Here is a 22,734-nt window from a genome sequence, read left to right on the forward strand (position 1 = left end):
GGTTTGGACTGGTGAGCCATGAGTAGTTTCTCCTCGAAGCGTCGCGAAAAATTTCTGAATGAAGAGCCCAGTTCGGTCCGCCGGCTGGGTCTGCACGAAGACATTGCCGATGCTCAGCTGCTGCTCGACACAAGTCTCGGAAAAGAGGGCTTTCGCGAAGATGGCTGGTTTGCTTGGAATTGGGCCATCGCCAGCGCCAAGAGACGTCTCTTGGTTCACTCCTATTCGGACGGCAGCCCGATGGAGCACCTCGCTGCGGACTTTCCCGGCGTGCTTGCTGCGCAAGAGCCATCAAGCCTCCCTCATCCATTGCACGAAACCGAGCCGTTCTCCCTCGAGGAACTCGACGGCTACTACTACGCCATGACGTTCCTGTCCTTGGCCAAGCTGCTGTGTCGTGACGACTTGGTTCCACGCGTTGTTGCCTTGTTCGATGTTGCCTATACCGACAACCGCGGCAAAGACGCGCTCTACGAGGCGCTTCTCGGAAAGCTGGGGCTACCGACGGTGCCTGCGAAGGGCATGCTGCGCTTTCTCAAAGCCCACCCACTGTTGTTGAAGGCCATTGAGGCCGAGCCGAGAAAGCGCCCCTTGTTCGTGGCTGAATTCCTCGAGAAGTGGTACTCGGCGATGAAGGGAACTGCGTGGCACGGGTTGCACGACAAGATCCCGCAAAGCTTCGATGGCTACTGGGCCTTCGAGGCCGGGCTGGTGACTTACCTCTGGGACATCGACGACATCAGCTACCGAGACCTGCCGTTCTATCCCAAGGACCTCGTTGACTATGCGCGCACGCACGGCGCGGTCGCATCGCCTGACATGAACGCGACCCTTGCGGCACAAGACGGCCCTCCCGCCTCCACTCGAAGTGGAGAGGTTTGCCCGAAACAGGGTTGATGGTTCAACCTGTCCCATGTGGCTCTACCTGCATCACACCGCCTCCGACCTCATCGACCTGGACCCCACAACCGGCCGCTGGCGCCCAGTCGACGACGCCGAGAAACCCCCAGGCGCGTCGGTACTCGCCGACCTCCCCGTCAAAGGCGGCTACACGATCGAGAACGACAAGCGCTACTACAGCTACTGGACGTCCGACGAGAAGTTCGTCTTTCGCGCCGACGACGGTGCCGTGCTCGATATCTGCCAGAAGCGCGACGACGGCTCCGTGGTCATGCTCCCGCCCGTCTTGCGGAGCGAGATCGCGCCTTCGCGGTATGGCGATGGGGGTTTGCGGCAGGGCTTCAGCCAGTTCCGGTTGATCGAAGTTGCGACAGGCCAGGTCGTCTTCGAGCTGGACTACAACGCCGAGCGCTACCAGCGCCTGTACCAGGCCGACTTCACCGCCGCGGCGGCGGAGCAGGATCTGTCCGACTGGGATTTCTTCATCGCCTTGCAAGGCGCCATCGAGATTTTCGAAGAGCGTGCCGCGTCCGGCCGCGTCGCTTTCTTCGTGCAGGACGATGGCTCGGCGCAGGTCCAGGGGCACCGCATGCGCCGCGATGAGCTGCTGTTTGCGGACACGGGCCAGACCTGCCCCCGCTCGGGCATCTGGGCCTGCCTGACCGACCTGCGCGTGAGCGTGGCCGTCACGCAGGGCGAGCCGATGCCCTCGAACGGCGGGCAGCCGGTGCAATGGGTCTGGAGCCGCGCCGACTGAGCGCAGCCGCGGCTTTTAACCCCGCCCCAGCCGGGTCACAGACCCTTGCGCATAATTGACGCAAGCTATGACTCTCACCGAACTCAAATATATCGTCGCAGTCGCCCGCGAGCGGCACTTCGGCAAGGCGGCCGAGGCCTGTTATGTGTCCCAGCCGACGCTTTCGGTGGCCATCAAGAAACTCGAGGACGAACTCGAGGTCAAGCTCTTCGAGCGCAGCGCCGGTGAAGTGACCGTCACGCCGCTCGGCGAGCAGATCGTCCAGCAGGCGCAGAGCGTGCTCGACCAGGCCGCCAGCATCAAGGAGATCGCCAAGCGCGGCAAGGACCCGCTGGCTGGCCCGCTGAACCTGGGCGTGATCTACACGATCGGCCCGTACCTGCTGCCCGACCTGGTGCGCCAGGTGATCGCGCGCACGCCGCAGATGCCGCTGGTGCTGCAGGAGAACTTCACGGTCAAGCTGCTCGAGATGCTGCGCGCCGGCGAGATCGACTGCGCGATCATGGCCGAGCCTTTTCCCGACACGGGCCTGGCGATGGCGCCGCTGTACGACGAGCCCTTCATGGCGGCGCTGCCCGTGAAGCACAAGCTGGCCGACCGCGAGTCGATCACGTCGGAAGAGCTGCAGAGCGAGACGATGCTGCTGCTGGGCACGGGCCACTGCTTTCGCGACCACGTGCTCGAGGTGTGCCCCGAGTTCGCGCGTTTCTCGAGCAACGCCGAGGGCATCCGCAAGAGCTTCGAGGGCTCGTCGCTGGAGACCATCAAGCACATGGTGGCCTCGGGCATGGGCGTGACGCTGGTGCCGCGCCTGTCGGTGCCGGCCGAGGCGCTCAAGCCGAAGGTCAAGGGGCGCAAGGAGCCCGAGCAGATGGTGCGCTACCTGCCCGTGCGCGACGCGCAGGACCGCGACCCGCCGATGCGCCGCGTGGTGCTGGCCTGGCGCCGCACCTTTACGCGCTACGAGGCCATTGCGGCGCTGCGCAACGCGATCTACGCGTGCGAGCTGCCGGGTGTCAAACGACTCTCCTAGCGATTCGGGGCCTTTGCCTACGCGCGGGCTGTTTGGGATCGCTGATCGCTGGGATAGAGTGAAGCTGTTGCGAAGCCGCCTGCCGGCTTTCAGAATTTCGGTGTTGTCACCCAACTTCAAGAAAGACCCCTCCGCCATGGCCAAACCCTCGAAGAAAACCAAGTCCCCGTCGCCCGCAGCTTCTGCCGGCAAGGTGCCCAAGAAGGGCGGCGCCGTCGTCGCGCAGGAGTCGGGCAGCCGCAATGCGCCGATCATCAACATCGGCATCGAACGCCAGGACCGCGCGGCCATCGCCGAAGGCCTGAGCCGCGTGCTGGCCGACACCTACACGCTGTACCTCACGACGCACAACTTCCACTGGAACGTGACGGGGCCGCACTTCAACTCGCTGCATGCGATGTTCATGACGCAGTACACCGAGCTGTGGGGCTCGACGGACGTGCTCGCCGAGCGCATCCGCGCGCTGGGCCACTACGCGCCGGGCTCGTACGCCGAGTTCAGCAAGATCGCCACCGTGCCCGACGTGCCGCAGAACCCGCCCAAGGCGATGGAGATGGTGCGCATCCTCGTGAAGGGCCACGAAACGGTGTCGCGCATCGCACGCGAGTTCATCCCGGTGGCCGAAGAGGCCGGCGACGATCCGACCGCCGACATGCTGACCGCGCGCTGCACGGTGCACGACCAGACGGCCTGGATGCTGCGCTCGCTGCTCGAGGACTGACGGCGGCCTCCTGATCTCCCGGTGCGCCGGGAGTCCCTGCAAGAGCGGCACAATGGCCGCTCTTTTTTCGTCTGCCCGTCCGCCGCATGCTTGCCCGCCGTTTTGCGCTCTACCTCGATCTGATCCGCTGGAACCGGCCGGCCGGCTGGCTGTTGTTGCTGTGGCCCACGCTGGGCGCACTCTGGTTCGCGGCCGACGGCTGGCCCGGCTGGCATCTGCTCGCGGTGTTCACGCTCGGCACCTTCCTGATGCGCAGTGCAGGCTGCTGCGTCAACGACGTGGCCGACCGCGATTTCGACCGCCACGTGAAGCGCACGGCCCAGCGGCCCGTGACGAGCGGCGCGATGTCGGTCAAGGAGGCGTTGGGGCTGGGCACGGTGCTGGCGCTGCTGTCCTTCGGGCTGGTGCTCACCACCAACCGCACGACGGTGCTGTGGTCGTTCGCGGCCCTGGCGATCACGCTGATCTATCCGTTCGCCAAGCGCTTCGTGTCGATCCCGCAGGCGGTGCTGGGCATCGCCTTCAGCTTCGGCATCCCGATGGCCTTTGCCGCGGTGCAGTCGACGGTGCCGGCCTTTGCCTGGTGGCTGCTGGCGGGCAACCTGTTCTGGGTGCTGGCCTACGACACCGAGTACGCGATGGTGGACCGCGACGACGACCTGAAGATCGGCATGAAGACCTCGGCGATCACCTTTGGTCGCTTCGACGTGGCGGCGGTGATGGCCAGCTACGCGATCTTCCTGGCGGTCTGGATCTGGGCGGGTGCCAGCCGGTCGCTGGGGGTTCTCTTCTATGTAGGCATTGCCGCGGCGGTGGCGCAGGCGCTCTGGCACTGGCGCCTGATCCATGACCGCACGCGCGAGGGCTGCTTCAAGGCCTTCCGCGAAAACCACTGGCTGGGCTTCGCGGTGTTCGTGGGCATCGTGGCGGGCTACGCCCTCCGATAGCTCGCCTGTCGGCTCAGCCGCGCCCGAATTCCTCGCCCAGCTCGGCCGCGCGCTTCTGCGCCGCGCGGATGGCGGTCTTGAACTGTCCCTTCACATCGAAGGCTTCGAGCGCACTCAGGGCCGCGTAGGTCGTGCCGCCCTTGGAGGTCACGCGCTCGCGCAGCACCGACGGCGGCTCGGTCGCGCTGTGCGCCAGCGCCGAAGCGCCGGTGAAGGTGCCGATGGCCAGCCGCTGGGCCTGGTCGGGCGTGAGGCCCATCTCAACGCCGGCCTCGATCATCGCCTCGATGAAATAGAACACGTAGGCTGGGCCGGAGCCCGACAGGGCGGTCACCGCGTCGAGTGCAGGTTCGGCGTCGACCCAGATCAGCTCGCCCGTCGGTGCCAGCAGCTGGCCGACGCGTGCGCGGTCGGCGCTTTCGACGCCCGGCCGCGCGAAGAGGCCGGTCATGCCCTTGCCGACCAGGGCCGGCGTGTTGGGCATGGCGCGCACCACGCGCTCGGTGCCGAGCCAGCGGGCGATGCTGTCGGACGGAATGCCCGCCGCCACGCTCAGGTGCAGGGCGTCGGCCGCAAAGGCGCGCACCGGACGGGCGGCTTCGGCAAAGGTCTGGGGCTTGACTGCCCACACCACCACGGCGCAGCGCGAGAGGGCCTCGCTGGCCTCGGCCCTGGCGACGATGCCGTAGGTCTGGGCCAGCCTGGTGCGGGCTTCCTCGAAAGGCTCGACCACTTCGAAGTTGTCGGCCGCGACGCCTTGCTGGATCAGGCCGCCGATGATGGCGCTGGCCATGTTGCCGCCGCCGATGAAGGCGATGGGGGGCAGGGGGCCCGGCGCGGTGCGGGGCAGGAAGGTCACGGCGATGGTCATGGTCGGTCGGTGTAGGCGAAGGCGGCGAACTGCGTCACTTGCAGCGGGTTGAAATTGTCGTCGCTCACGACCACCAGCAGGCGGCGGCCGTCGGGCAGCGGTGGGCCCCAGCACATGCCCTCGGTGTTGTCGAGGCGCGAGAGGCCCAGGGTGGCGAAGTCGGCCACGAGCGTCTTGGCGGCCGGCCGGTGGTTGCCGGGGGCGAGGGCGTCGATGGCGAGCACGTCGTCGGCGGTTCGGGTGTCTATTTCATACAGGCGCAGCGAGTTGCCGGCGCCGGTGGCGTAGGCCCGCTCCAGCACCAGCATGCGGTAGGCGTCGAGCATCAGCACCTCGCTCACGCCGTTGTCGGCGTAGGTGCCCGGCACCAGCGGGCGCAGCGGGATGGCGTCGGGCACGTAGGCGATCTGGCGCATGGCGCGGCCGGTCGCGAGGTCGACCTGGGTGAAGCGGCAGGGGCCGCCGGGGGCGGTGGTGGTCGGGACGGGGCCGTCCTGGACCAGGGCGTTTTCCATCGCGAGCCAGGCCGACCGGTCGTCGGGCGTGAGGGCCAGGCCCTCGAGTGTCTGGTTGTCGCGCGGGCCGCGGCGCTGGGCCGGGTCCGGGGCAAACATCGCCGGCAGGGTGAATTCGCGCAGGAAGCGGCCATCGCGCGCCGATTCATACAGGGCAGGGCCGAAGCCGCGGGCCAGGTCGCCTTCGCTGGTCCAGAGCAGGGTGCCGGCCGAGGGGCGCAGGCGCAGGGCCTCGGGATCGGGAACGGGCAGGCCGTCGACCGCGTGGCGCCGACCGGGCCAGGGGCCGCCGCCGGGGCGTCGCAGCTGGACAACGCCGGTGGGCTCGGGGGCTGCGTCGGCCGGCTGGGGCCAATGTGCGGTGTAGCAGCGCACCGGGCTCAAATCTGACCGGTCATCGCTGAGAAGCAGGTACTCACCTTTGATGGGGTCGTAGTCGATGCCGGAGAGGCCGCCTGCCGTGGTGCTCTCTATAGAGCGTCGGTGCGCCCAGCGGGCTTCCCCCAGGCGCTGCAGCCGGCCGGTGTCCGGCGCCGGTGTTGCGCTGCGGCAACCCGCAAGCCCCAGCGATCCCAGCCCGAGCAGGCCCGCGCCGCCCGCCAGCAGGCGTCGGCGCAGCATGGAGGGCGGCGAAATGAGGGGGTAGTTGGGGGCGCGCACGCCACAAAGTCTAGCGGCTGTCGAAGTTCGCGTGATGAGGCAGTTGACATCGCCCGGCATGGGTGCCACAATCGCGGGCTTCGCTTTCAAAAGGCGAAGCTTTCAGCCCAAAGCGGAAGCGTCTCGAGTGGTTCGAGGCGTGGACGACGGGCCCAAGACTGACCGCGGTGTCTCCCTCCTGGAGGCTCATCGGTACAAGTTGGGAATATCAAGAAATGATCCAAACTGAATCCCGGCTCGAAGTGGCCGACAACACGGGCGCGAAATCCGTCCTGTGTATCAAGGTGCTCGGTGGCTCCAAGCGGCGTTACGCCAGCGTGGGCGACGTCATCAAGGTCAGCATCAAGGAAGCCGCTCCGCGTGGTCGCGTCAAGAAGGGCGAGATCTACAGCGCAGTGGTGGTCCGCACCGCCAAGGGCATCCGTCGTGCTGACGGTTCGCTCGTCAAGTTCGACGGCAATGCCGCCGTGCTGCTCAACGCCAAGCTGGAGCCCATCGGCACCCGCATCTTCGGACCGGTCACGCGCGAACTGCGCACCGAGAAGTTCATGAAGATCGTGTCGCTGGCACCCGAAGTTCTCTAAGGACACAACGCCATGAACAAGATTCGCAAAGGCGACCAGGTCATCGTGTTGGCCGGTCGTGACAAGGGCAAGCGCGGCGTCGTGTCGCTGCGCGCAGACGATTCGCATGTGATCGTCGACGGCATCAACCTCGTCAAGAAGCACACCAAGCCGAACCCCCTCAAGGGTACGACCGGTGGCATCGTCGAGAAGACCATGCCGATTCACCAATCCAACGTGGCGATCTTCAATGCTGCGACCGGCAAGGCCGATCGCGTGGGCATCAAGGTCACCCAAGGTGCCGACGGCAAGCGCGTGGCTGTTCGCGTCTTCAAGTCGAGCGGCGACGAAATCAAGTTCGCCTAAGAGGTACTCACATGGCACGTCTCCAACAACACTATCGCGAAAAGATCGCGAAAGACCTGACGGAAAAGTTCGGCTACAAGTCGCCGATGCAAGTTCCGCGTCTCACCAAGATCACCCTGAACATGGGTGTGGGTGAAGCAGTCGCCGACAAAAAGGTCCTCGACAACGCCGTCGCCGACCTGACCAAGATCGCTGGCCAGAAGCCCGTGGTTACCAAGTCGAAGAAGGCCATTGCCGGCTTCAAGATCCGCGAAAACCAGCCGATCGGCTGCATGGTCACGCTGCGTGGCGTGCACATGTACGAGTTCCTGGACCGTTTCGTCACCGTGGCCCTGCCCCGCGTGCGTGACTTCCGCGGTATCTCGGGTCGCGCATTCGACGGCCGTGGCAACTACAACATCGGTGTCAAAGAGCAGATCATTTTCCCTGAGATCGAGTACGACAAGGTCGACGCCCTGCGCGGTCTCAATATCAGCATCACGACGACGGCCAAGACCGACGAAGAAGCCAAGGCGCTTCTCGCTGGCTTCCGTTTCCCGTTCAAGAACTGAGGTGATCTGTGGCTAAAGCATCTTTGATCCAGCGCGAACTCAAGCGCGACAAGCTGGTTGCCAAGTTCGCTGCGAAGCACGCAGAACTGAAGGCAACTTCCAACGACGCGAAGAAGAGCGACGAAGAGCGCGCAGCGGCCCGCCTGGCCCTGCAGAAGCTCCCGCGCAACGCGAACCCCACGCGCCAGCGCAACCGTTGCGAAATCACCGGTCGCCCCCGTGGCACCTTCCGTCAATTCGGTCTGGCCCGCGCCAAGATCCGCGAACTGGCTTTCAACGGCGACATCCCCGGTGTCACCAAGGCCAGCTGGTAAGCCAGGCAGGAGCAAACAACATGAGCATGAGTGATCCCATTGCCGACCTGCTGACGCGTATCCGTAACGCGCAGATGGTGGCGAAGCCCACCGTGTCGGTCCCGTCTTCCAAGGTGAAGATCGCGATCGCACAAGTCCTGAAGGACGAGGGCTACATCGACGGCTTCCAGGTCAAGACCGAAGCCGGCAAGAGCGAACTTGAAATCTCGCTGAAGTACTACGCTGGCCGTCCGGTCATCGAGCGCATTGAGCGCGTGAGCCGCCCCGGCCTGCGCGTCTACAAGGCCAGCACTTCCATTCCGCAAGTCCAGAACGGCCTCGGCGTTGCGATCGTCACGACCCCCAAGGGCGTGATGACCGACCGCAAGGCGCGCGCCACCGGTGTCGGCGGCGAAGTTCTGTGCTACGTCGCCTAACCGAGACATCGAGGAGTTACTGAAATGTCCCGAGTAGGAAAAATGCCGGTCGCCATCCCCGCAGGCGTGGATGTGTCGATCAAGGAAGACCAGATCAGCGTCAAGGGCACGGGCGGCACGCTCAGCCTGGCTCGCAATGCGCTGGTGAATGTCGTCAACAAGGACGGCAAGCTGAGCTTCGAGCCCGCCAACGATTCGCGTGAAGCGAATGCGATGAGCGGCACGATTCGCCAGCTGGTGAACAACATGGTGGTTGGCGTGACCAAGGGCTTCGAAAAGAAGCTGAACCTGGTCGGCGTCGGCTACAAGGCTGCAGCGTCCGGCGCCAAGCTGAACCTGCAAGTCGGTTACTCGCACCCGGTCAACATCGACATGCCGCAAGGCATCACGGTGACCACCGCGACCCCGACCGAAGTGGTGATCAAGGGCGCTGACCGTCAACGCGTCGGCCAGATCGCCGCTGAGATCCGCGCTGTTCGTCCGCCAGAGCCCTACAAGGGCAAGGGCATCCGCTATGCGGACGAGAAGATCGTGATCAAAGAGACCAAGAAGAAGTAAGGGGCAGCAAAATGATGTTGACCAAAAAAGCACAGCGTCTTCGCCGCTCGCGCCAGACCCGCATCCGCATTGCGACGCAGGGCGTGGCTCGCCTCACGGTGAACCGCACCAACCTGCACATCTATGCCACCGTCATCTCCGACGACGGCACCAAGGTGATCGCAACCGCATCGACCGCCGAAGCCGAAGTGCGCGCAGCACTCGGCGCCTCGGGCAAGGGTGGCAATGCCGCCGCTGCCACCGCCATCGGCAAGCGCATCGCTGAAAAGGCGAAGGCTGCCGGCGTCGAGAAGGTCGCTTTCGATCGCGCAGGTTTCGCCTACCACGGCCGCGTCAAGGCGCTGGCCGAGGCAGCCCGCGAAGCCGGTCTGCAGTTCTAATCGGACACGAGATTCAAAATGGCAAAGATTCAAGCAAGAACGCAGAACGAAGGTCCTGAGGACGGTCTGCGCGAGAAGATGATCGCGATCAACCGCGTCACCAAGGTGGTGAAGGGTGGTCGTATCCTCGGTTTCGCAGCGCTGACCGTGGTCGGTGATGGCGATGGCCGCGTCGGCATGGGCAAGGGCAAGTCCAAGGAAGTGCCTGCTGCCGTGCAGAAGGCAATGGAAGAAGCCCGCCGCAACCTGTTCAAGGCTCCGATCAAGAACGGTACGCTGCACCACCAGGTGCAAGGTCACCACGGTGCTGCCACCGTCGTGATGTACCCGGCTCCCAAGGGTACCGGCATCATCGCCGGCGGCCCGATGCGCGCCGTGTTCGAAGTCATGGGCATCACCGACATCGTGGCCAAGAGCCATGGTTCGTCGAACCCCTACAACATGGTTCGCGCCACGCTCGACGGGTTGAAGAACTCGACGACGGCCGGCCAAGTGGCTGCCAAGCGCGGTCTCACCGTCGAAGAAATCTTCGCCTGAGCGCAAGCTCTCGCAAGGCTGAAGGAAGCATTCAAATGACGCAACAACAAACCCTCAAGGTGCAGCTGGTGAAGAGCCCGATCGGCACCAAGGAATCGCATCGCGCGACCGTGCGTGGCCTCGGCCTGCGCAAGCTCAACAGCGTGAGCGAGCTGCAAGACACGCCCGCAGTGCGCGGCATGATCAACAAGATCAGTTATCTGGTCAAAGTTCTGTAAGAGAGACTGATATGGAACTCAATGGCATCAAGCCGGCAGCTGGCGCCAAGCACGCCAAGCGTCGCGTCGGCCGCGGTATCGGCTCCGGCATCGGCAAGACCGCAGGTCGCGGTCACAAGGGCCAGAAGTCGCGCGCAGGCGGTTTCCACAAGGTCGGCTTCGAAGGCGGTCAAATGCCGCTGCAGCGTCGCCTGCCCAAGCGCGGCTTCAAGTCGCACCTGCTGAAGTACAACGCCGAAGTCACGCTGACTGCTCTCGAGCAGCTCGGCCTGGCCGAAGTCGATGTCCTGGCACTGAAGCAAGCCGGCCTCGTGGGCCAGCTCGCCAAGGTCGTCAAGATCATCAAGACCGGCGAACTCACCAAGGCCGTCAAGCTGACGGGCGTGGGTGCGACCGCTGGTGCCAAAGCTGCGATCGAAGCAGCCGGCGGCAGCCTCGCCTGATCACCTTCGGACTGAAAGAAGTTCTTCGTGGCAACTAACGCGGCAACGATCGCAAAAACAGGCAAGTTCGGCGACCTCCGTCGTCGGCTCGTCTTTTTGCTGCTCGCGCTCGTGGTCTACCGGATTGGCGCGCACATTCCTGTGCCGGGTATCAACCCGGACCAGCTGGCAGCGTTGTTCCAGGGCCAGCAGGGCGGCATTCTGAGCCTGTTCAACATGTTCTCGGGCGGGGCGCTGTCGCGTTTCACCGTGTTCGCGTTGGGGATCATGCCGTACATCTCGGCGTCGATCATCATGCAGCTGATGACCTACGTGCTTCCGACCTTCGAGCAATTGAAGAAGGAAGGCGAGGCCGGTCGCCGCAAGATCACGCAGTACACGCGCTATGGCGCGCTCGGCCTGGCTCTGTTCCAGTCGTTCAGCATCGCAGTGGCCCTCGAATCGTCGGCCGGTCTGGTGATCGCCCCCGGTTTCGGCTTCCGCCTGACCGCCATGGTGAGCCTGACGGCAGGTTCGATGTTCCTGATGTGGCTCGGCGAGCAGATCACCGAACGCGGCCTGGGCAACGGCATCTCGATCCTGATCTTTGCAGGTATCGCGGCCGGTCTGCCCGGTGCGATCGGCGGCCTGGCTTCGCTGGTGACGACCGGTGCGATGAACCCCATCGTTGCGCTCTTCATCATCGCGGTCGTGGTGCTGGTCACCTACTTCGTGGTGTTCGTGGAACGTGGTCAGCGCAAGATCCTCGTGAACTATGCGCGGCGCCAGGTTGGCAATAAGGTCTACGGCGGTCAGTCGTCGCACCTGCCCCTGAAGCTGAACATGGCCGGTGTGATTCCTCCGATCTTCGCGTCGTCGATCATTCTGCTGCCGGCAACGGTGGTGGGCTGGTTCAGCGCTGGTGACGGTGGCTTCCGCTGGATCAAGGACATCGCCAGCGCACTGCGTCCGGGCGAGCCGATCTACGTGCTGCTGTACGCCGCTGCGATCGTTTTCTTCTGCTTCTTCTACACGGCACTCGTGTTCAACAGCAAGGAAACGGCCGACAACCTGAAGAAGAGTGGTGCGTTCATTCCTGGCATTCGCCCGGGTGACCAGACCGCTCGCTATATCGACAAGATTCTGGTTCGCCTGACGTTGGCTGGCGCGGTGTACATCACCTTCGTCTGCCTGCTGCCCGAGTTCCTGATCCTGAAGTACAACGTGCCGTTCTACTTCGGTGGTACCTCCCTGCTGATCATCGTGGTCGTCACGATGGACTTCATGGCCCAGGTGCAAAACTACATGATGTCCCAGCAGTACGAATCGCTGCTGAAGAAGGCGAACTTCAAGACATCGTAGGGCTGTGAGTTTCAGTATTGAGTCCGGGCGGTAGACCGCCACGTTAAACAGTTTTAGGAGAATGAAATGAGAGTTTCGGCTTCGGTCAAAACCATCTGCCGTAATTGCAAGGTCATCCGCCGTAAAGGTGTGGTGCGTGTGATTTGCACCGACCCGCGCCACAAGCAGCGCCAGGGTTGATTGAAGAGTATTAGAGGACGCACATGGCACGTATTGCTGGCATCAACATCCCGCCGCACAAGCACGCTGAAATCGGCCTGACCGCCATTTTCGGTATCGGTCGCACCCGCGCCCGTCAAATCTGCGAAGCGAGCGGCATCGAATATTCGAAGAAGATCAAGGATCTGACCGACGCCGATCTCGAAAAGATCCGCGACCAGATCGCTCTGTTCACGATCGAAGGCGATCTGCGTCGCGAGACGACGATGAACATCAAGCGTTTGATGGACATCGGCTGCTATCGCGGCTTCCGTCACCGTCGCGGCCTGCCGATGCGCGGCCAGCGCACGCGCACCAACGCCCGCACCCGCAAGGGTCCGCGCAAGGCTGCGCAGTCCCTGAAGAAATAAGGATAGACAAGCATGGCTAAAGCACCTGCAAACAACGCCGCACAGCGCGTTCGCAAGAAGGTTCGCAAGAACGTTGCGGACGGTATCGCCCACGTGCATGCCTCGTTCAACAACACCATCATCACGATCACCGATCGCCAGGGCAACGCCTTGTCGTGGGCTTCGTCGGGTGGCCAGGGCTTCAAGGGCTCGCGCAAGTCGACCCCGTTCGCTGCGCAGGTCGCTTCCGAAGTGGCCGGCCGTGCTGCTGTCGAACAAGGTATCAAGAACCTCGACGTCGAGATCAAGGGCCCCGGTCCTGGTCGCGAGTCGTCGGTGCGCGCACTGGCTGCGCTCGGCATCCGGATCAATTCCATTGCCGACGTGACGCCCGTTCCGCACAACGGCTGCCGTCCCCAGAAGCGTCGCCGCATCTGATCGTCAGTCCGCAAGGCGCAGCCAGCTTTCGAGCGGCTGCGCATTTGTTTTTTCACTAAGCCCACCGCCATCGGCACATCCGCCGACGGCTCCCGCAGGCAACTGCGGCAGATGACACCAAGGAAATACCGTGGCACGTTACCTCGGCCCCAAGGCCAAACTTTCCCGCCGTGAAGGCACCGACCTGTTCCTGAAGAGCGCCCGCCGTTCGATCCAGGACAAGGCCAAGTTCGACTCCAAGCCCGGCCAACATGGCCGCACCTCGGGTCAGCGCACCTCCGACTACGGTCTGCAGCTGCGTGAGAAGCAGAAGGTCAAGCGCATGTACGGCGTGCTCGAGAAGCAGTTCCGCCGCTACTTCGAAGAAGCCGATCGCCGCCGTGGCAACACCGGCGCCAACCTGCTGTTCATCCTCGAGTCGCGCCTGGACAACGTGGTCTACCGCATGGGCTTCGGCTCGACGCGCGCCGAAGCACGCCAACTCGTGTCGCACAAGGCGATCACCGTGAACGGCCAGTCGGTCAACATCCCGTCGTACCTGGTCAAGACCGGTGACGTGATCGCCGTGCGCGAAAAGTCGAAGAAGCAGAACCGCATTGTCGAAGCGCTGCAACTCGCCCAGCAAGTCGGCATGCCGGCTTGGGTCGATGTGAACGCCGACAAGGCCGAAGGCACCTTCAAGAAGGTCCCGGATCGCGACGAATTCGCAGCCGACATCAACGAATCGCTGATCGTCGAACTGTATTCGCGTTGATTTTCTCTACCCGCCTGCGCGTCTTTGCGCCGGCGGGAGATTGATATTGTTGTTCACGTTCCTGCTCCGCACTCTGTTGCGGATCAGGCGCTTCACCAGCCTTACCGGTGTAACGAGCCGGGGGTATTGAGAGGAAGTCTGCATGCAAACCACCCTGCTGAAACCCAAGACCATCCAGGTCGAGCAACTTGCCGCCAACAAGGCCAAGGTCACGCTCGAGCCTTTCGAGCGCGGCTACGGCCACACGCTCGGCAACGCGCTGCGTCGCGTTCTGCTGTCGTCCATGGTCGGCTACTCGGCCACCGAAGTCACGATCGCTGGCGTTCTGCATGAGTACTCGTCGATCGACGGCGTGCAGGAAGATGTCGTCAACATCCTGCTGAATCTCAAGGGCGTGGTGTTCAAGCTCCACAACCGCGACGAAGTCACGCTGAGCCTGCGCAAGGACGGCGAAGGCCCGGTCCTCGCATCGGACATCCAGACCCCGCACGACGTCGAGATCATCAATCCCGACCACGTGATCGCGCACCTGTCGCAAGGCGGCAAGCTCGACATGCAGATCAAGGTCGAAAAGGGTCGCGGCTATGTGCCCGGCACGATGCGTCGCTACGCCGACGAGCCGACCAAGTCGATCGGCCGCATCGTCCTCGACGCGTCGTTCTCGCCCGTCAAGCGCGTGAGCTACACCGTCGAAAGCGCCCGCGTCGAACAGCGTACCGACCTGGACAAGCTGCTGGTCGAGATCGAGACCAACGGTGCGATCAGCGCCGAAGATGCCGTTCGCGCATCGGCTAAAATCCTAGTTGAACAGCTCGCCGTGTTCGCGCAGCTCGAAGGCGGCGAACTCGCTGCATTCGATGCACCCGCACCGCGCAGCGCCCAGCAGTTCGATCCGATCCTGCTGCGCCCTGTCGACGAACTCGAACTGACGGTGCGTTCGGCCAACTGCCTGAAGGCCGAAAACATCTACTACATCGGTGACCTGATCCAGCGCACCGAAAACGAGCTGCTCAAGACCCCGAACCTGGGTCGCAAGTCGCTCAACGAAATCAAGGAAGTCCTCGCTTCGCGCGGTCTCACCCTTGGCATGAAGCTCGAAAGCTGGCCGCCGGCTGGTCTCGACAAGCGTTGATTTGAATTTTTGAGAAATCGGCCCCCTGAAAAGGGCCAGTGCACCGGACAGTACCTGACACGGCTGTCTGTTTTTATAAAGTAAAGGAAAGCACCATGCGTCACGGACACGGACTCCGCAAACTCAACCGCACCAGCTCGCACCGCCTCGCGATGCTGCAGAACATGATGAATTCGCTCATCGAGCACGAAGTCATCAAGACCACGGTCCCCAAGGCCAAGGAACTGCGCCGCGTCATCGAGCCGATGATCACCCTGGCCAAGAAGCCCACGCTCGCCAACAAGCGCCTGGCCTTCGACCGCCTGCGCAGCCGCGACAGCGTCGTCAAGCTCTTCGGCGAACTCGGCCCGCGTTTCGCCGCGCGTCCGGGCGGCTACACCCGCATCCTGAAGATGGGTTTCCGCGTGGGCGACAACGCGCCGATGGCGCTCGTCGAACTGGTCGACCGTGCTGAAATTAAAGATGCTGGCGCTGAGCAAAACGCCGCTGAATAAGCTATAATTTATACTTGCCGCGCGATGGAGCAGCCTGGTAGCTCGTTGGGCTCATAACCCAAAGGTCGCAAGTTCAAATCTTGCTCGCGCAACCAATTTAAAAGGCCCTTTGAGAAATCAAAGGGCCTTTTTCTTTGGCCGAATTCTTTTGGAAATTCCTGGTCGAAATTCGACACAAAAAAAGCCCTCGCGAAGAGGGCTTTTCTGTTTCTGGACCGACCCCACAAAGAGGCCGGTCTCGAGAACGTGCGCCGCAGCGGCGATCGAAGACTGCGCTCAAGCGCAGCCCAAGATCAGGGTCAGTCCGGAATGACCGCCGTCACCTCGATCTCCACCTTCGCGCGATGCTCCACCAGCGCCGCCACCTGCACGCAGGTCATGGCCGGGAAGTTGCGGCCCAGCGCGTCGCGGTAGACCGGGCCGAGCTCGGACAGGCGGCGGCTGTACTCGTCGCGGTCCGTCACGTACCAGGTCATGCGCACCATGTGCTCGGGGCCGGCCCCGGCTTCGCGCAGCACCTCGGCGATGTTGCGCAGCGCCTGGCCGCACTGGTCGATGAAGTCGTCGGATTCGAACTGCTGCTGGGCATTCCAGCCGATCTGGCCGCCGACGAACACCTGGGTGCCGCGCGCCGCGATGCCGTTTGCATAGCCCTTCGGGGGCAGCCAGCCCGGAGGCTGAATGAGTTTGTTCGTCATGATGGTGTGTTGCTGTTGAGTTGTCTCAATTTGAAGCGCTGGAGTTTGCCGGTTTCGGTGCGCGGCAGCGCCGTCACGAACTCGATCTCCCGCGGGTACTTGAAGGGGGCGATGGTGGCTTTCACGTGGTCCTGGAGGGCCTTCACCATCGCTGCGTCGCCGGTGTTGCCGGGCTTGAGCACGCAGAAGGCCTTCACGATCATGCCGCGGTCGGTGTCGGGCTTGCCGATCACGCCGCACTCGGCCACCGCCAGGTGCTTGAGCAGCGCATCTTCCACCTCCGGGCCGCCGACGTTGTAGCCGGCCGTGATGATCATGTCGTCCGCACGCGCCTGATAGAAGAAGTAGCCGTCGTCATCCTGCACGAAGGAGTCGCCGGGGTAGTTCCAGCCGTTCTTCACGTAGTCGGCCTGGCGCGGATCGTCGAGGTAGCGGCAGCCGACCGGGCCTTGCAGCGCCAGCTTGCCGACCGTGCCGCGCGGCACTTCGTTGCCCTGGTCGTCGACCACCTTGGCCGTGAAACCCGGCACCGCCTTGCCGACGGCGCCGCGGCGCACCTCGTCGCCGGCGGCCGAGATGTAGATGTGGAACACCTCGGTGCCGCCGATGCCGTCGAGCATCTCGATGCCGGTGGTCTCTTTCCAGAGCTGGCGCGTGGCGTCGGGAAGCGCCTCGCCTGCGCTCACGCAGATGCGCAGGCTCGGCGCCCCGTGCTGCCGGACAAAGGGCGCCATCTGGCGATAGAAGGTGGGCGCGGTGTAGCAGATGGTCGCGCCGACCTCGTTGATGAGCTTCACGAGCGCTTCGGGCGAGAAAGCGCCCTCGGGAAAGTACACCGAAGCCCCGGCCCACATCGGGAAGACCAGCAGCCCGCCGAGCCCGAAGGTGAAGGCCAGCGGCGGCGTGCCGACCACGATGTCGTCGCTGCGCGCGCGCAGCACGTGGCGCGGCCAGGTCTGGCACATGGCGACCACGTCGCGGTGCGTGGTGACGGGCGCCTTGGGCTTGCCCGTGGTGCCCGAGGTGAAGGCGAGCAGCGCGATGTCGTCGGCCGCCGTGGGGCAGGCGGGGAACACGCCGCTCTTGCCGGCCGCGCGTGCCGACAGCGAATCGGGTGCGTCCGGCTGGTTGAAGGCAATCACCGTCACGAGCACCGGGTGCACCTGCTGCGCGGCCACCAGCTCCTCGAGCAGGCGGCCCTCGCACAGCGCGGCCACGGGCTGCGCCTTCTCGATGATCTCGCCCAGCTCCTTGGCGCGCAGCAGCGGCATGGTCGCCACAGCGATCAGCCCGGCCTTGACCACGGCGAGCCACGAGAGCGCCATCCACACCGAGTTGCCGCCGCGCAGCAGCACGCGGTTGCCGGGCACGAGCCCGAGATCCTCGACCAGCACCTGGGCGATGCGGTTCACCTCGACGCCCGCCTGGGCGTAGGTGAGCACGCCGGCGGGCGAACGCAGCATCGGCCGGTCGCCGAAGCCCTTGGCGACCGCCTTGTCCAGCAGCTCCTCGACCAGGTTCAGCTGGTCGGGGAACTGCAGCTCGGGCAGGTCGTAGCGAAAGACCGGCAACTGCGCGGCAGGCGGCAGGCGGTCATGAACGAAGCGATCGACTTGGGCAGACACGATTTCACCCCCGCAAAACGGATTTGCCGATGATCAGTTGCTGGACTTCCGTCGCGCCTTCGTAAATGCGCAGCGAGCGGATGTCCCGGTACAGGCTTTCGATCTTGGTGCCGACCTTCACGCCGAGGCCGCCATGCATCTGCAGCGCCATGTCGATCACGCGGCTCGCGTTCTCGGTGGCGCACATCTTGGCCATGGCCGCAGCCGCCGACACGTCGCCGACCGCCGGCGCACCACGGCGCTCGGCGTCGTCGCGCATCCACGCGGCGCGATAGGTCAGCAGCGCGGCGCTGTCGATCAGCGCGGCCATCTCGCCGAGCTTGGCCTGCGTGAGCTGGAAGTCGGCCAGCGTCTGGCCGAACATGCGGCGGCCCTTGGCGTGCGCGATGGCTTCGGCGAGTGCGCGGCGACCCATGCCGAGCGCGGCGGCAGCCACCGACGCGCGGAAGATGTCGAGCGTGCGCATCGCGAGCTTGAAGCCGCCGTTCAGCGTGCCCAGCTGCGCCGTGCGCGGCACGATGCAGTTGTCGAAGCGCAGGGTGGCCAGCGGGTGCGGCGCCATCACGTCGATGTGGGCCGAGGTGTCGAGCCCCGGCGTCGTCGCGTCGACGATGAACACCGTGATGCCGCGCGTGCCGGCCGTGGGATCGGTCTTGGCGAACACGCAGTAGAAGTCGGCGATGCCGCCGTTGCTGATCCAGGTCTTCTCGCCGTTCAGGCGCCAGCCGTCGGCGGTGGGCTCGGCGCGCATCGCCATCGCTGCGACGTCGGAGCCGGCCTCGGGTTCGCTGAGTGCGAAGGCCGCGATCTTCGCGCCCTTGCCGACCGCCGTGAGGTACTGCGACTGCTGCTCGAGCGTGCCGTCCAGCGTGATCGCGCCGCTGCCCAGGCCCTGCATCGCGAACGCGAAGTCGGCCAGTGGCGAGTGGTAGCCGAGCGTTTCGCGCAGCAGCACGAGCGCGCGCGAATCGAGGCGCTCGAGCGCGCCGCCGGCACTGCCCGGCACCGCATAGCGCAGCCAGCCGGCGTCGCCGAGACGGCGCACCCATTCGCGGCAGGCTGCGCGGTCGTCGCGCTCATCGATCTCCTGGGCGGCGCACCAGGGCAGCAGGTCGTTGGCGAGCGCGCGGTGCGCGTCGTCGAAGAAAGGCAGCGCGAGGTGCGCGGTCGACGGTGGGGCGGGGATCTTGGTCATCATGCGCATCAGTCTCCGCCGAACACCGGCTTGCGCTTGGCCGCGAAGGCCTCGTAGGCGCGCTTGAAGTCTTCGGTCTGCATGCAGATCGCCTGCGCCTGCGCTTCGGCCTCGATGGCCTGGTCGATGGTCATCGACCACTCTTGCGCGAGCATCGTCTTGGTCATGCCGTGCGCGAAGCTCGGGCCCTCGGCCAGGTCGCGCGCCACCTTGGTGGCTGCGTCGAGCAGCGAGGCGCTGTCGTGCAGTGCGTTGAAGAAGCCCCAGGCCTGACCTTCGTCGGCGGTCATGGCGCGGCCGGTGAACAGCAGCTCCGAGGCGCGGCCCTGGCCGATCACGCGCGGCAGCAGCGCGCAGGCGCCCATGTCGGCCCCGGCCAGACCCACGCGGGTGAAGAGGAAGGCGGTGCGCGTGGCGGGCGTGCCGTAGCGCAGGTCGCAGGCCAGCGCGATCATCGCGCCGGCGCCGGCGCACACGCCGTCGATCGCGCCGACGATCGGCTGCGGGCAGTTGCGGATGGCCTTCACGAGGTCGCCCGTCATGCGCGTGAACTCGAGCAGCTCGGGCATGCGCATGCCGGTCAGCGGGCCGATGATTTCATGCACGTCGCCGCCCGAGCAGAAGTTGCCGCCGGCGCCGGTGACGACGATCACCTTCACGTCGGTTGCGTAGGTCAGCGCGCGGAACAGGTCGCGCAGCTCGGCGTACGAGTCGAAGGTCAGCGGGTTCTTGCGCTCGGGGCGGTTCAGCGTGATGGTGCCCACGCCGGCTTCGTAGCGCCAGGCAAAGTGCTCGGCCTTGTAGTCGGCCTTGGGTTCGAATTGCGCGCGCATGGGATTGCTTGCGCCGATGTAGTGCTTCATGCGGTCTCCGCCAATTGGCTGCTGTGGGAATGTTGCTTGACCTTGCCGAGCAGCTTGTGAAGCTGCGCGATCTCCTTGGGGTTGAGGCTCGAAAAAGCCTCGACGATCCAGTCTTCGTGCTGCTGCGCCATCTCGTTGAAGAGCTTGCGTCCGCGCGGCGTGAGGCGCACGCGCCAGGCGCGGCGGTCGCCCTCGACGTTGATGCGCTCCACCAGCCCTTCGGTCACGAGCTGGTCGGTGATGCCGGTGACGTTGCCGCCCGTGACCATCATGCGGCGCGAGAGCTCGTTCATCTTCAGGCCGTCGGGCGAGCGCTCGAGTTGCGACATGAGATCGAAGCGCGGCAGCGTGGTGGCGAACTGCGCGCGCAGGCCGTTGCGCACCTGCTTTTCCACCAGCTGCGTGCAGGTGAGCAGGCGCAGCCAGAGGCGCAGCGCCTCGGGGTGCTCGCTGTGGGCGCGTGCTTCGAGGTCCATGTCAGTGCGTCTCTTCGGCGTCGGCCGCACGGCCGGCGGCAGCGGTGGCCGCGGCGATCTGCTGCTGCTTGGCGATCTCGCGGTACATCTGGTCGCGGCCGCTCAGGTACTGCTTGGGCCAGTCGACGTCGCGGCTTTGCAGCTTGGCGGCTTCGTGCAGCGTCCAGGCCGGGTCGGCCAGGTGCGGGCGCGCCACAGCGCACAGGTCGGCGCGGCCGGCCGCGATGATGCTGTTGGCCTGGTCGGCGTCGGTGATGGCGCCCACCGCGATGGTCGAGATGCCGACCTCGTTGCGGATGCGGTCGGCGAACGGCGTCTGGTACATGCGGCCGTACACGGGCTTGGCGGCACGCGTGGTCTGGCCCGAGGACACGTCGATGAAGTCGGCGCCGGCCTCCTTGAAGAGGCGCGCGACCACCACGGCGTCGGCGTCGGTGTTGCCGCCGGGCGCCCAGTCGTGCGCCGAGATGCGCACGCTCATCGGCTTGTCGGCGGGCCACACGGCGCGCATCGCGCGGAACACTTCAAGCGGGTAGCGGCAGCGCGCCGCGATGTCGCCGCCGTACTCGTCGGTGCGCAGGTTGGTGAGCGGGCTGATGAAGGCCGACAGCAGGTAGCCGTGCGCGCAGTGCAGCTCGAGCCAGTCGAAGCCGCACTCGACCGCGCGGCGCGTGGAATCGACGAACTGGTCGCGCAGCGTGTCCATTTCGGCGCGCGTGATCGCGGCCGGCAGCTGGTTCTGTTCGCCGTAGGGCAGGGCGCTCGCGCCGAGCACGGGCCAGTTGCCGCTTTCGAGCGGCTCGTCGGTGCCTTCCCAGCCCACGCGGGTCGAGCCCTTGGGGCCGCTGTGGCCGAGCTGGATCGCGATCTTGGCGCTCGACTGCGTGTGCACGAAGTCGACGATGCGCTTGAACGCGGCCTGCTGCGTGTCGTTGTACAGACCCGTGCAGGCCGGCGTGATGCGGCCTTCGGGCGTCGGGCTCGTCATCTCGACGCACACCATCGCGGCGCCGCCGAGCGCGCGTGCGCCCAGGTGCACCAGCAGGAAATCTTGCGGCACGCCGTCGACCGCGCTGTAGGTCGCCATCGGCGAGACCACGATGCGGTTCTTGAGCTCGAGGCCGCGCACCTTCAGCGGCATCAGCATCGGCGCCACGGCCTTGCCGCCCGCCAGCCACTGCTCGTAGCCGCCGAGCCATTGCGTGTCGCGCACGCGCAGGTTCTCGTGGCTGATGCGCTGCGAGCGCGTGAGCAGCGAGTAGGCGAACTGCTCGATCTCCATGCCCGTGTAGCGCGGCACGTTCTCGAACCATTCGGTGGAGTTGCGCGCGGCGTTCTGGATCTTCAGCACCTCGACGCTGCGACGCGCTTCATAGCCTTCGAGCACATGGTCGACGGTGCCGCCCTGCGCGAATTCGTTGGCCAGGTCGATCGCGTCTTCGAGCGCGAGCTTGGTGCCCGAGCCGATCGAGAAGTGCGCCGTGTGCGCGGCGTCGCCCATGAGCACGACGGGCACCGAGCGGCCGTCGACGTCGATGCGGTGCGTCCAGCGCTCGCACACCACGCGCGGAAAGCGGATCCAGTTGGCCGAGCCGCGCAGGTGCGTGGCGTTGCTGATGAGCGCGTGGCCGCCCAGGTACTTGGCGAACAGCTTCTCGCAGAAGGCGATGGCCTCGGGCTGCTCCATCTGGTCGAGGCCGTGGGCCTTCCACACGGCCTCGGGCGTCTCGACGATGAAGGTCGAGGTCTTGTCGTCGAACTGGTAGGCATGCGCCTGGAACCAGCCGTGCTCGGTCTGTTCGAAGGCGAAGGTGAAGGCGTCGAAGGTCTGGTGCGTGCCCAGCCACACGAAGCGGCAGTTGCGCAGGTCGATGTCGGGCTTGAACACGTCGGCATAGCGCTGGCGGATGCGGCTGTTGAGGCCGTCGCTGGCAATGACGAGGTCGGCCTTGTACTGCGCGGCAATGGCCTGGTCGTCGGTGGCGTCGGTCTCGAACACCAGCTCCACGCCGAGTTCGAGGCAGCGTTCCTGCAGGATGTTCAACAGGCGCTTGCGGCCGATGCCGCAGAAGCCGTGGCCGCCCGAGCGCACCTGGCGGTCCTTGAAGAAGACCTGGATGTCGTCCCAGTGGTGGAACTCGTTGCCGATGAGCGCGGCCGTGGGGCCGTCGGCTTCGCGCAGGTTACCCAGCGTCTGGTCGCTGAGCACCACGCCCCAGCCGAAGGTGTCGAAGGGGCGGTTGCGTTCGACCACGGTGATCTGCAGCGCCGGGTTGCGGGCCTTCATCAGCAGGGCGAAATACAGGCCGGCTGGACCCCCACCGATGCACAGGATGCGCTGGAGGTCCGAGGCGGGCGCGAGGCGGGGGGAGGTCAAGCTGTTCATGGTTGAATAGTTTAGGCATAAACAATCTGTTGTC

At 65.1% G+C, this 22,734-nt stretch carries 30 protein-coding genes and 1 tRNA gene; 23 read left to right on the forward strand and 8 right to left on the reverse strand.

Annotation, left to right across the window (positions count from 1 at the left end):
* Nucleotides 1-18 precede the first annotated feature (18 nt).
* The 5 genes from VBO01S_RS13315 (at nt 19) to ubiA (ending at nt 4,358) form a co-directional block, all read left to right on the forward strand.
* Nucleotides 19-897: a PoNe immunity protein domain-containing protein gene (locus tag VBO01S_RS13315; protein WP_062474797.1), complete on the forward strand. Its 879-nt coding sequence runs from the start codon at nt 19-21 to the stop codon at nt 895-897.
* Between the two features lie 16 nt (nt 898-913).
* Nucleotides 914-1,657, forward strand: a complete 744-nt coding sequence (locus tag VBO01S_RS13320; protein WP_062474800.1) for a hypothetical protein — start codon at nt 914-916, stop codon at nt 1,655-1,657.
* Between the two features lie 67 nt (nt 1,658-1,724).
* Nucleotides 1,725-2,690, forward strand: a complete 966-nt coding sequence (locus VBO01S_RS13325; RefSeq protein WP_062474802.1) for a LysR substrate-binding domain-containing protein — start codon at nt 1,725-1,727, stop codon at nt 2,688-2,690.
* Between the two features lie 136 nt (nt 2,691-2,826).
* Nucleotides 2,827-3,411, forward strand: a complete 585-nt coding sequence (locus VBO01S_RS13330) for a Dps family protein (protein WP_062474805.1) — start codon at nt 2,827-2,829, stop codon at nt 3,409-3,411.
* An 86-nt stretch (nt 3,412-3,497) separates the two neighbouring features.
* Entirely contained in the window at nt 3,498-4,358 is an 861-nt protein-coding gene (gene ubiA / locus VBO01S_RS13335; RefSeq protein WP_062474807.1) for a 4-hydroxybenzoate octaprenyltransferase, read from the forward strand.
* A 13-nt stretch (nt 4,359-4,371) separates the two neighbouring features.
* Here ubiA and proC read toward each other — a convergent pair whose 3' ends face one another.
* A complete protein-coding gene (proC, locus tag VBO01S_RS13340; RefSeq protein WP_062474810.1) occupies nt 4,372-5,229 on the reverse strand; it encodes a pyrroline-5-carboxylate reductase in 858 nt (285 codons plus the stop codon).
* Nucleotides 5,226-6,365: an esterase-like activity of phytase family protein gene (locus tag VBO01S_RS13345; protein WP_062474859.1), complete on the reverse strand. Its 1,140-nt coding sequence runs from the start codon at nt 6,363-6,365 to the stop codon at nt 5,226-5,228. The genes proC and VBO01S_RS13345 overlap by 4 nt, the downstream gene beginning before the upstream one ends.
* A gap of 254 nt (nt 6,366-6,619) precedes the next feature.
* On the opposite strand from VBO01S_RS13345, the gene rplN reads away from it, so the two are divergent.
* From rplN to VBO01S_RS13430, 18 genes are all read left to right on the forward strand, one after another.
* Nucleotides 6,620-6,988, forward strand: coding sequence for a 50S ribosomal protein L14 (gene rplN, locus VBO01S_RS13350; protein ID WP_009124801.1), 369 nt, complete (start codon nt 6,620-6,622; stop codon nt 6,986-6,988).
* Nucleotides 6,989-7,000: 12 nt separating this feature from the next.
* Nucleotides 7,001-7,333 carry a 50S ribosomal protein L24 gene (gene rplX / locus VBO01S_RS13355; protein WP_062474813.1) on the forward strand — a complete coding sequence of 111 codons (333 nt, stop codon included), beginning with the start codon at nt 7,001-7,003 and terminating at the stop codon, nt 7,331-7,333.
* Nucleotides 7,334-7,344: 11 nt separating this feature from the next.
* Nucleotides 7,345-7,884 carry a 50S ribosomal protein L5 gene (gene rplE, locus VBO01S_RS13360; RefSeq protein WP_056576993.1) on the forward strand — a complete coding sequence of 180 codons (540 nt, stop codon included), beginning with the start codon at nt 7,345-7,347 and terminating at the stop codon, nt 7,882-7,884.
* Between the two features lie 8 nt (nt 7,885-7,892).
* On the forward strand, nt 7,893-8,198 hold the full coding sequence (gene rpsN, locus VBO01S_RS13365; RefSeq protein WP_056576989.1) for a 30S ribosomal protein S14: 306 nt from the start codon (nt 7,893-7,895) through the stop codon (nt 8,196-8,198).
* Nucleotides 8,199-8,218: 20 nt separating this feature from the next.
* Nucleotides 8,219-8,614 (forward strand): 30S ribosomal protein S8, encoded by a 396-nt coding sequence (gene rpsH, locus VBO01S_RS13370; RefSeq protein WP_062474816.1) that lies wholly within the window; start codon nt 8,219-8,221, stop codon nt 8,612-8,614.
* Nucleotides 8,615-8,638: 24 nt separating this feature from the next.
* Complete coding sequence (gene rplF, locus VBO01S_RS13375; protein WP_062474819.1) at nt 8,639-9,172, forward strand: 50S ribosomal protein L6; 534 nt, start codon at nt 8,639-8,641, stop codon at nt 9,170-9,172.
* 14 nt (nt 9,173-9,186) lie between these two features.
* The gene (rplR, locus tag VBO01S_RS13380) at nt 9,187-9,552 is read left to right on the forward strand and encodes a 50S ribosomal protein L18 (protein WP_056577252.1); all 366 of its coding nucleotides are present in this window, start codon (nt 9,187-9,189) and stop codon (nt 9,550-9,552) included.
* A gap of 18 nt (nt 9,553-9,570) precedes the next feature.
* The gene (gene rpsE / locus VBO01S_RS13385) at nt 9,571-10,089 is read left to right on the forward strand and encodes a 30S ribosomal protein S5 (RefSeq protein WP_056576983.1); all 519 of its coding nucleotides are present in this window, start codon (nt 9,571-9,573) and stop codon (nt 10,087-10,089) included.
* Nucleotides 10,090-10,124: 35 nt separating this feature from the next.
* The gene (gene rpmD, locus VBO01S_RS13390; protein WP_019653974.1) at nt 10,125-10,307 is read left to right on the forward strand and encodes a 50S ribosomal protein L30; all 183 of its coding nucleotides are present in this window, start codon (nt 10,125-10,127) and stop codon (nt 10,305-10,307) included.
* 11 nt (nt 10,308-10,318) lie between these two features.
* Nucleotides 10,319-10,750, forward strand: a complete 432-nt coding sequence (gene rplO, locus VBO01S_RS13395; RefSeq protein WP_056576982.1) for a 50S ribosomal protein L15 — start codon at nt 10,319-10,321, stop codon at nt 10,748-10,750.
* Between the two features lie 27 nt (nt 10,751-10,777).
* Entirely contained in the window at nt 10,778-12,091 is a 1,314-nt protein-coding gene (gene secY, locus VBO01S_RS13400) for a preprotein translocase subunit SecY (RefSeq protein WP_056576979.1), read from the forward strand.
* Nucleotides 12,092-12,157: 66 nt separating this feature from the next.
* Nucleotides 12,158-12,271, forward strand: a complete 114-nt coding sequence (gene rpmJ, locus VBO01S_RS31815; RefSeq protein ID WP_013544106.1) for a 50S ribosomal protein L36 — start codon at nt 12,158-12,160, stop codon at nt 12,269-12,271.
* Between the two features lie 23 nt (nt 12,272-12,294).
* Nucleotides 12,295-12,660 carry a 30S ribosomal protein S13 gene (rpsM, locus tag VBO01S_RS13405; RefSeq protein WP_013544105.1) on the forward strand — a complete coding sequence of 122 codons (366 nt, stop codon included), beginning with the start codon at nt 12,295-12,297 and terminating at the stop codon, nt 12,658-12,660.
* A 12-nt stretch (nt 12,661-12,672) separates the two neighbouring features.
* A complete protein-coding gene (gene rpsK, locus VBO01S_RS13410; protein ID WP_009124825.1) occupies nt 12,673-13,077 on the forward strand; it encodes a 30S ribosomal protein S11 in 405 nt (134 codons plus the stop codon).
* 130 nt (nt 13,078-13,207) lie between these two features.
* Nucleotides 13,208-13,831 carry a 30S ribosomal protein S4 gene (gene rpsD / locus VBO01S_RS13415; RefSeq protein WP_056576976.1) on the forward strand — a complete coding sequence of 208 codons (624 nt, stop codon included), beginning with the start codon at nt 13,208-13,210 and terminating at the stop codon, nt 13,829-13,831.
* 142 nt (nt 13,832-13,973) lie between these two features.
* Nucleotides 13,974-14,963 (forward strand): DNA-directed RNA polymerase subunit alpha, encoded by a 990-nt coding sequence (locus VBO01S_RS13420; protein WP_056576973.1) that lies wholly within the window; start codon nt 13,974-13,976, stop codon nt 14,961-14,963.
* 95 nt (nt 14,964-15,058) lie between these two features.
* Entirely contained in the window at nt 15,059-15,457 is a 399-nt protein-coding gene (rplQ, locus tag VBO01S_RS13425) for a 50S ribosomal protein L17 (RefSeq protein WP_056576970.1), read from the forward strand.
* An 18-nt stretch (nt 15,458-15,475) separates the two neighbouring features.
* Nucleotides 15,476-15,552: transfer RNA gene (locus VBO01S_RS13430), tRNA-Met, on the forward strand.
* A gap of 204 nt (nt 15,553-15,756) precedes the next feature.
* Here VBO01S_RS13430 and VBO01S_RS13435 read toward each other — a convergent pair.
* Genes VBO01S_RS13435 through VBO01S_RS13460 form a run of 6 tightly spaced genes read right to left on the reverse strand, consistent with a single transcriptional unit; the run spans nt 15,757 to nt 22,700 of the window.
* A complete protein-coding gene (locus VBO01S_RS13435) occupies nt 15,757-16,155 on the reverse strand; it encodes a RidA family protein (RefSeq protein ID WP_056576966.1) in 399 nt (132 codons plus the stop codon).
* The gene (locus VBO01S_RS13440) at nt 16,152-17,780 is read right to left on the reverse strand and encodes an AMP-binding protein (protein ID WP_062474823.1); all 1,629 of its coding nucleotides are present in this window, start codon (nt 17,778-17,780) and stop codon (nt 16,152-16,154) included. Before VBO01S_RS13440 ends, VBO01S_RS13435 begins: the two co-directional genes overlap by 4 nt.
* Before the next feature lie 4 nt (nt 17,781-17,784).
* Complete coding sequence (locus VBO01S_RS13445) at nt 17,785-18,978, reverse strand: acyl-CoA dehydrogenase family protein (RefSeq protein ID WP_062474861.1); 1,194 nt, start codon at nt 18,976-18,978, stop codon at nt 17,785-17,787.
* 5 nt (nt 18,979-18,983) lie between these two features.
* A complete protein-coding gene (locus tag VBO01S_RS13450; RefSeq protein ID WP_062474826.1) occupies nt 18,984-19,838 on the reverse strand; it encodes an enoyl-CoA hydratase family protein in 855 nt (284 codons plus the stop codon).
* The gene (locus VBO01S_RS13455; protein ID WP_056576953.1) at nt 19,835-20,314 is read right to left on the reverse strand and encodes a MarR family winged helix-turn-helix transcriptional regulator; all 480 of its coding nucleotides are present in this window, start codon (nt 20,312-20,314) and stop codon (nt 19,835-19,837) included. Before VBO01S_RS13455 ends, VBO01S_RS13450 begins: the two co-directional genes overlap by 4 nt.
* A gap of 1 nt (nt 20,315) precedes the next feature.
* A complete protein-coding gene (locus tag VBO01S_RS13460) occupies nt 20,316-22,700 on the reverse strand; it encodes a bifunctional salicylyl-CoA 5-hydroxylase/oxidoreductase (protein ID WP_062474829.1) in 2,385 nt (794 codons plus the stop codon).
* Nucleotides 22,701-22,734: the final 34 nt, after the last annotated feature.

This window comes from Variovorax boronicumulans NBRC 103145 (assembly GCF_001591345.1).
GTDB classification, from domain to species: domain Bacteria; phylum Pseudomonadota; class Gammaproteobacteria; order Burkholderiales; family Burkholderiaceae_C; genus Variovorax; species Variovorax boronicumulans.

Coding starts and splice junctions, on each gene's coding strand:
- rpsE (WP_056576983.1), top strand. CDS start 9,571: ATGGCAAAGATTCAAGCAAGAACGCAGAACGAAGGTCCTGAGGACGGT.
- rpmD (WP_019653974.1), top strand. CDS start 10,125: ATGACGCAACAACAAACCCTCAAGGTGCAGCTGGTGAAGAGCCCGATC.
- rplQ (WP_056576970.1), top strand. CDS start 15,059: ATGCGTCACGGACACGGACTCCGCAAACTCAACCGCACCAGCTCGCAC.
- VBO01S_RS13455 (WP_056576953.1), bottom strand. CDS start 20,314: ATGGACCTCGAAGCACGCGCCCACAGCGAGCACCCCGAGGCGCTGCGC.
- rpsM (WP_013544105.1), top strand. CDS start 12,295: ATGGCACGTATTGCTGGCATCAACATCCCGCCGCACAAGCACGCTGAA.
- VBO01S_RS13460 (WP_062474829.1), bottom strand. CDS start 22,700: ATGAACAGCTTGACCTCCCCCCGCCTCGCGCCCGCCTCGGACCTCCAG.
- rplX (WP_062474813.1), top strand. CDS start 7,001: ATGAACAAGATTCGCAAAGGCGACCAGGTCATCGTGTTGGCCGGTCGT.
- rpsK (WP_009124825.1), top strand. CDS start 12,673: ATGGCTAAAGCACCTGCAAACAACGCCGCACAGCGCGTTCGCAAGAAG.
- VBO01S_RS13315 (WP_062474797.1), top strand. CDS start 19: ATGAGTAGTTTCTCCTCGAAGCGTCGCGAAAAATTTCTGAATGAAGAG.
- VBO01S_RS13435 (WP_056576966.1), bottom strand. CDS start 16,155: ATGACGAACAAACTCATTCAGCCTCCGGGCTGGCTGCCCCCGAAGGGC.
- rplN (WP_009124801.1), top strand. CDS start 6,620: ATGATCCAAACTGAATCCCGGCTCGAAGTGGCCGACAACACGGGCGCG.
- VBO01S_RS13420 (WP_056576973.1), top strand. CDS start 13,974: ATGCAAACCACCCTGCTGAAACCCAAGACCATCCAGGTCGAGCAACTT.
- rpmJ (WP_013544106.1), top strand. CDS start 12,158: ATGAGAGTTTCGGCTTCGGTCAAAACCATCTGCCGTAATTGCAAGGTC.
- ubiA (WP_062474807.1), top strand. CDS start 3,498: ATGCTTGCCCGCCGTTTTGCGCTCTACCTCGATCTGATCCGCTGGAAC.
- rplO (WP_056576982.1), top strand. CDS start 10,319: ATGGAACTCAATGGCATCAAGCCGGCAGCTGGCGCCAAGCACGCCAAG.
- rplF (WP_062474819.1), top strand. CDS start 8,639: ATGTCCCGAGTAGGAAAAATGCCGGTCGCCATCCCCGCAGGCGTGGAT.
- VBO01S_RS13450 (WP_062474826.1), bottom strand. CDS start 19,838: ATGAAGCACTACATCGGCGCAAGCAATCCCATGCGCGCGCAATTCGAA.
- VBO01S_RS13320 (WP_062474800.1), top strand. CDS start 914: ATGTGGCTCTACCTGCATCACACCGCCTCCGACCTCATCGACCTGGAC.
- proC (WP_062474810.1), bottom strand. CDS start 5,229: ATGACCATCGCCGTGACCTTCCTGCCCCGCACCGCGCCGGGCCCCCTG.
- VBO01S_RS13445 (WP_062474861.1), bottom strand. CDS start 18,978: ATGATGACCAAGATCCCCGCCCCACCGTCGACCGCGCACCTCGCGCTG.
- rplR (WP_056577252.1), top strand. CDS start 9,187: ATGTTGACCAAAAAAGCACAGCGTCTTCGCCGCTCGCGCCAGACCCGC.
- rplE (WP_056576993.1), top strand. CDS start 7,345: ATGGCACGTCTCCAACAACACTATCGCGAAAAGATCGCGAAAGACCTG.
- VBO01S_RS13345 (WP_062474859.1), bottom strand. CDS start 6,365: ATGCTGCGCCGACGCCTGCTGGCGGGCGGCGCGGGCCTGCTCGGGCTG.
- rpsH (WP_062474816.1), top strand. CDS start 8,219: ATGAGCATGAGTGATCCCATTGCCGACCTGCTGACGCGTATCCGTAAC.
- VBO01S_RS13325 (WP_062474802.1), top strand. CDS start 1,725: ATGACTCTCACCGAACTCAAATATATCGTCGCAGTCGCCCGCGAGCGG.
- VBO01S_RS13330 (WP_062474805.1), top strand. CDS start 2,827: ATGGCCAAACCCTCGAAGAAAACCAAGTCCCCGTCGCCCGCAGCTTCT.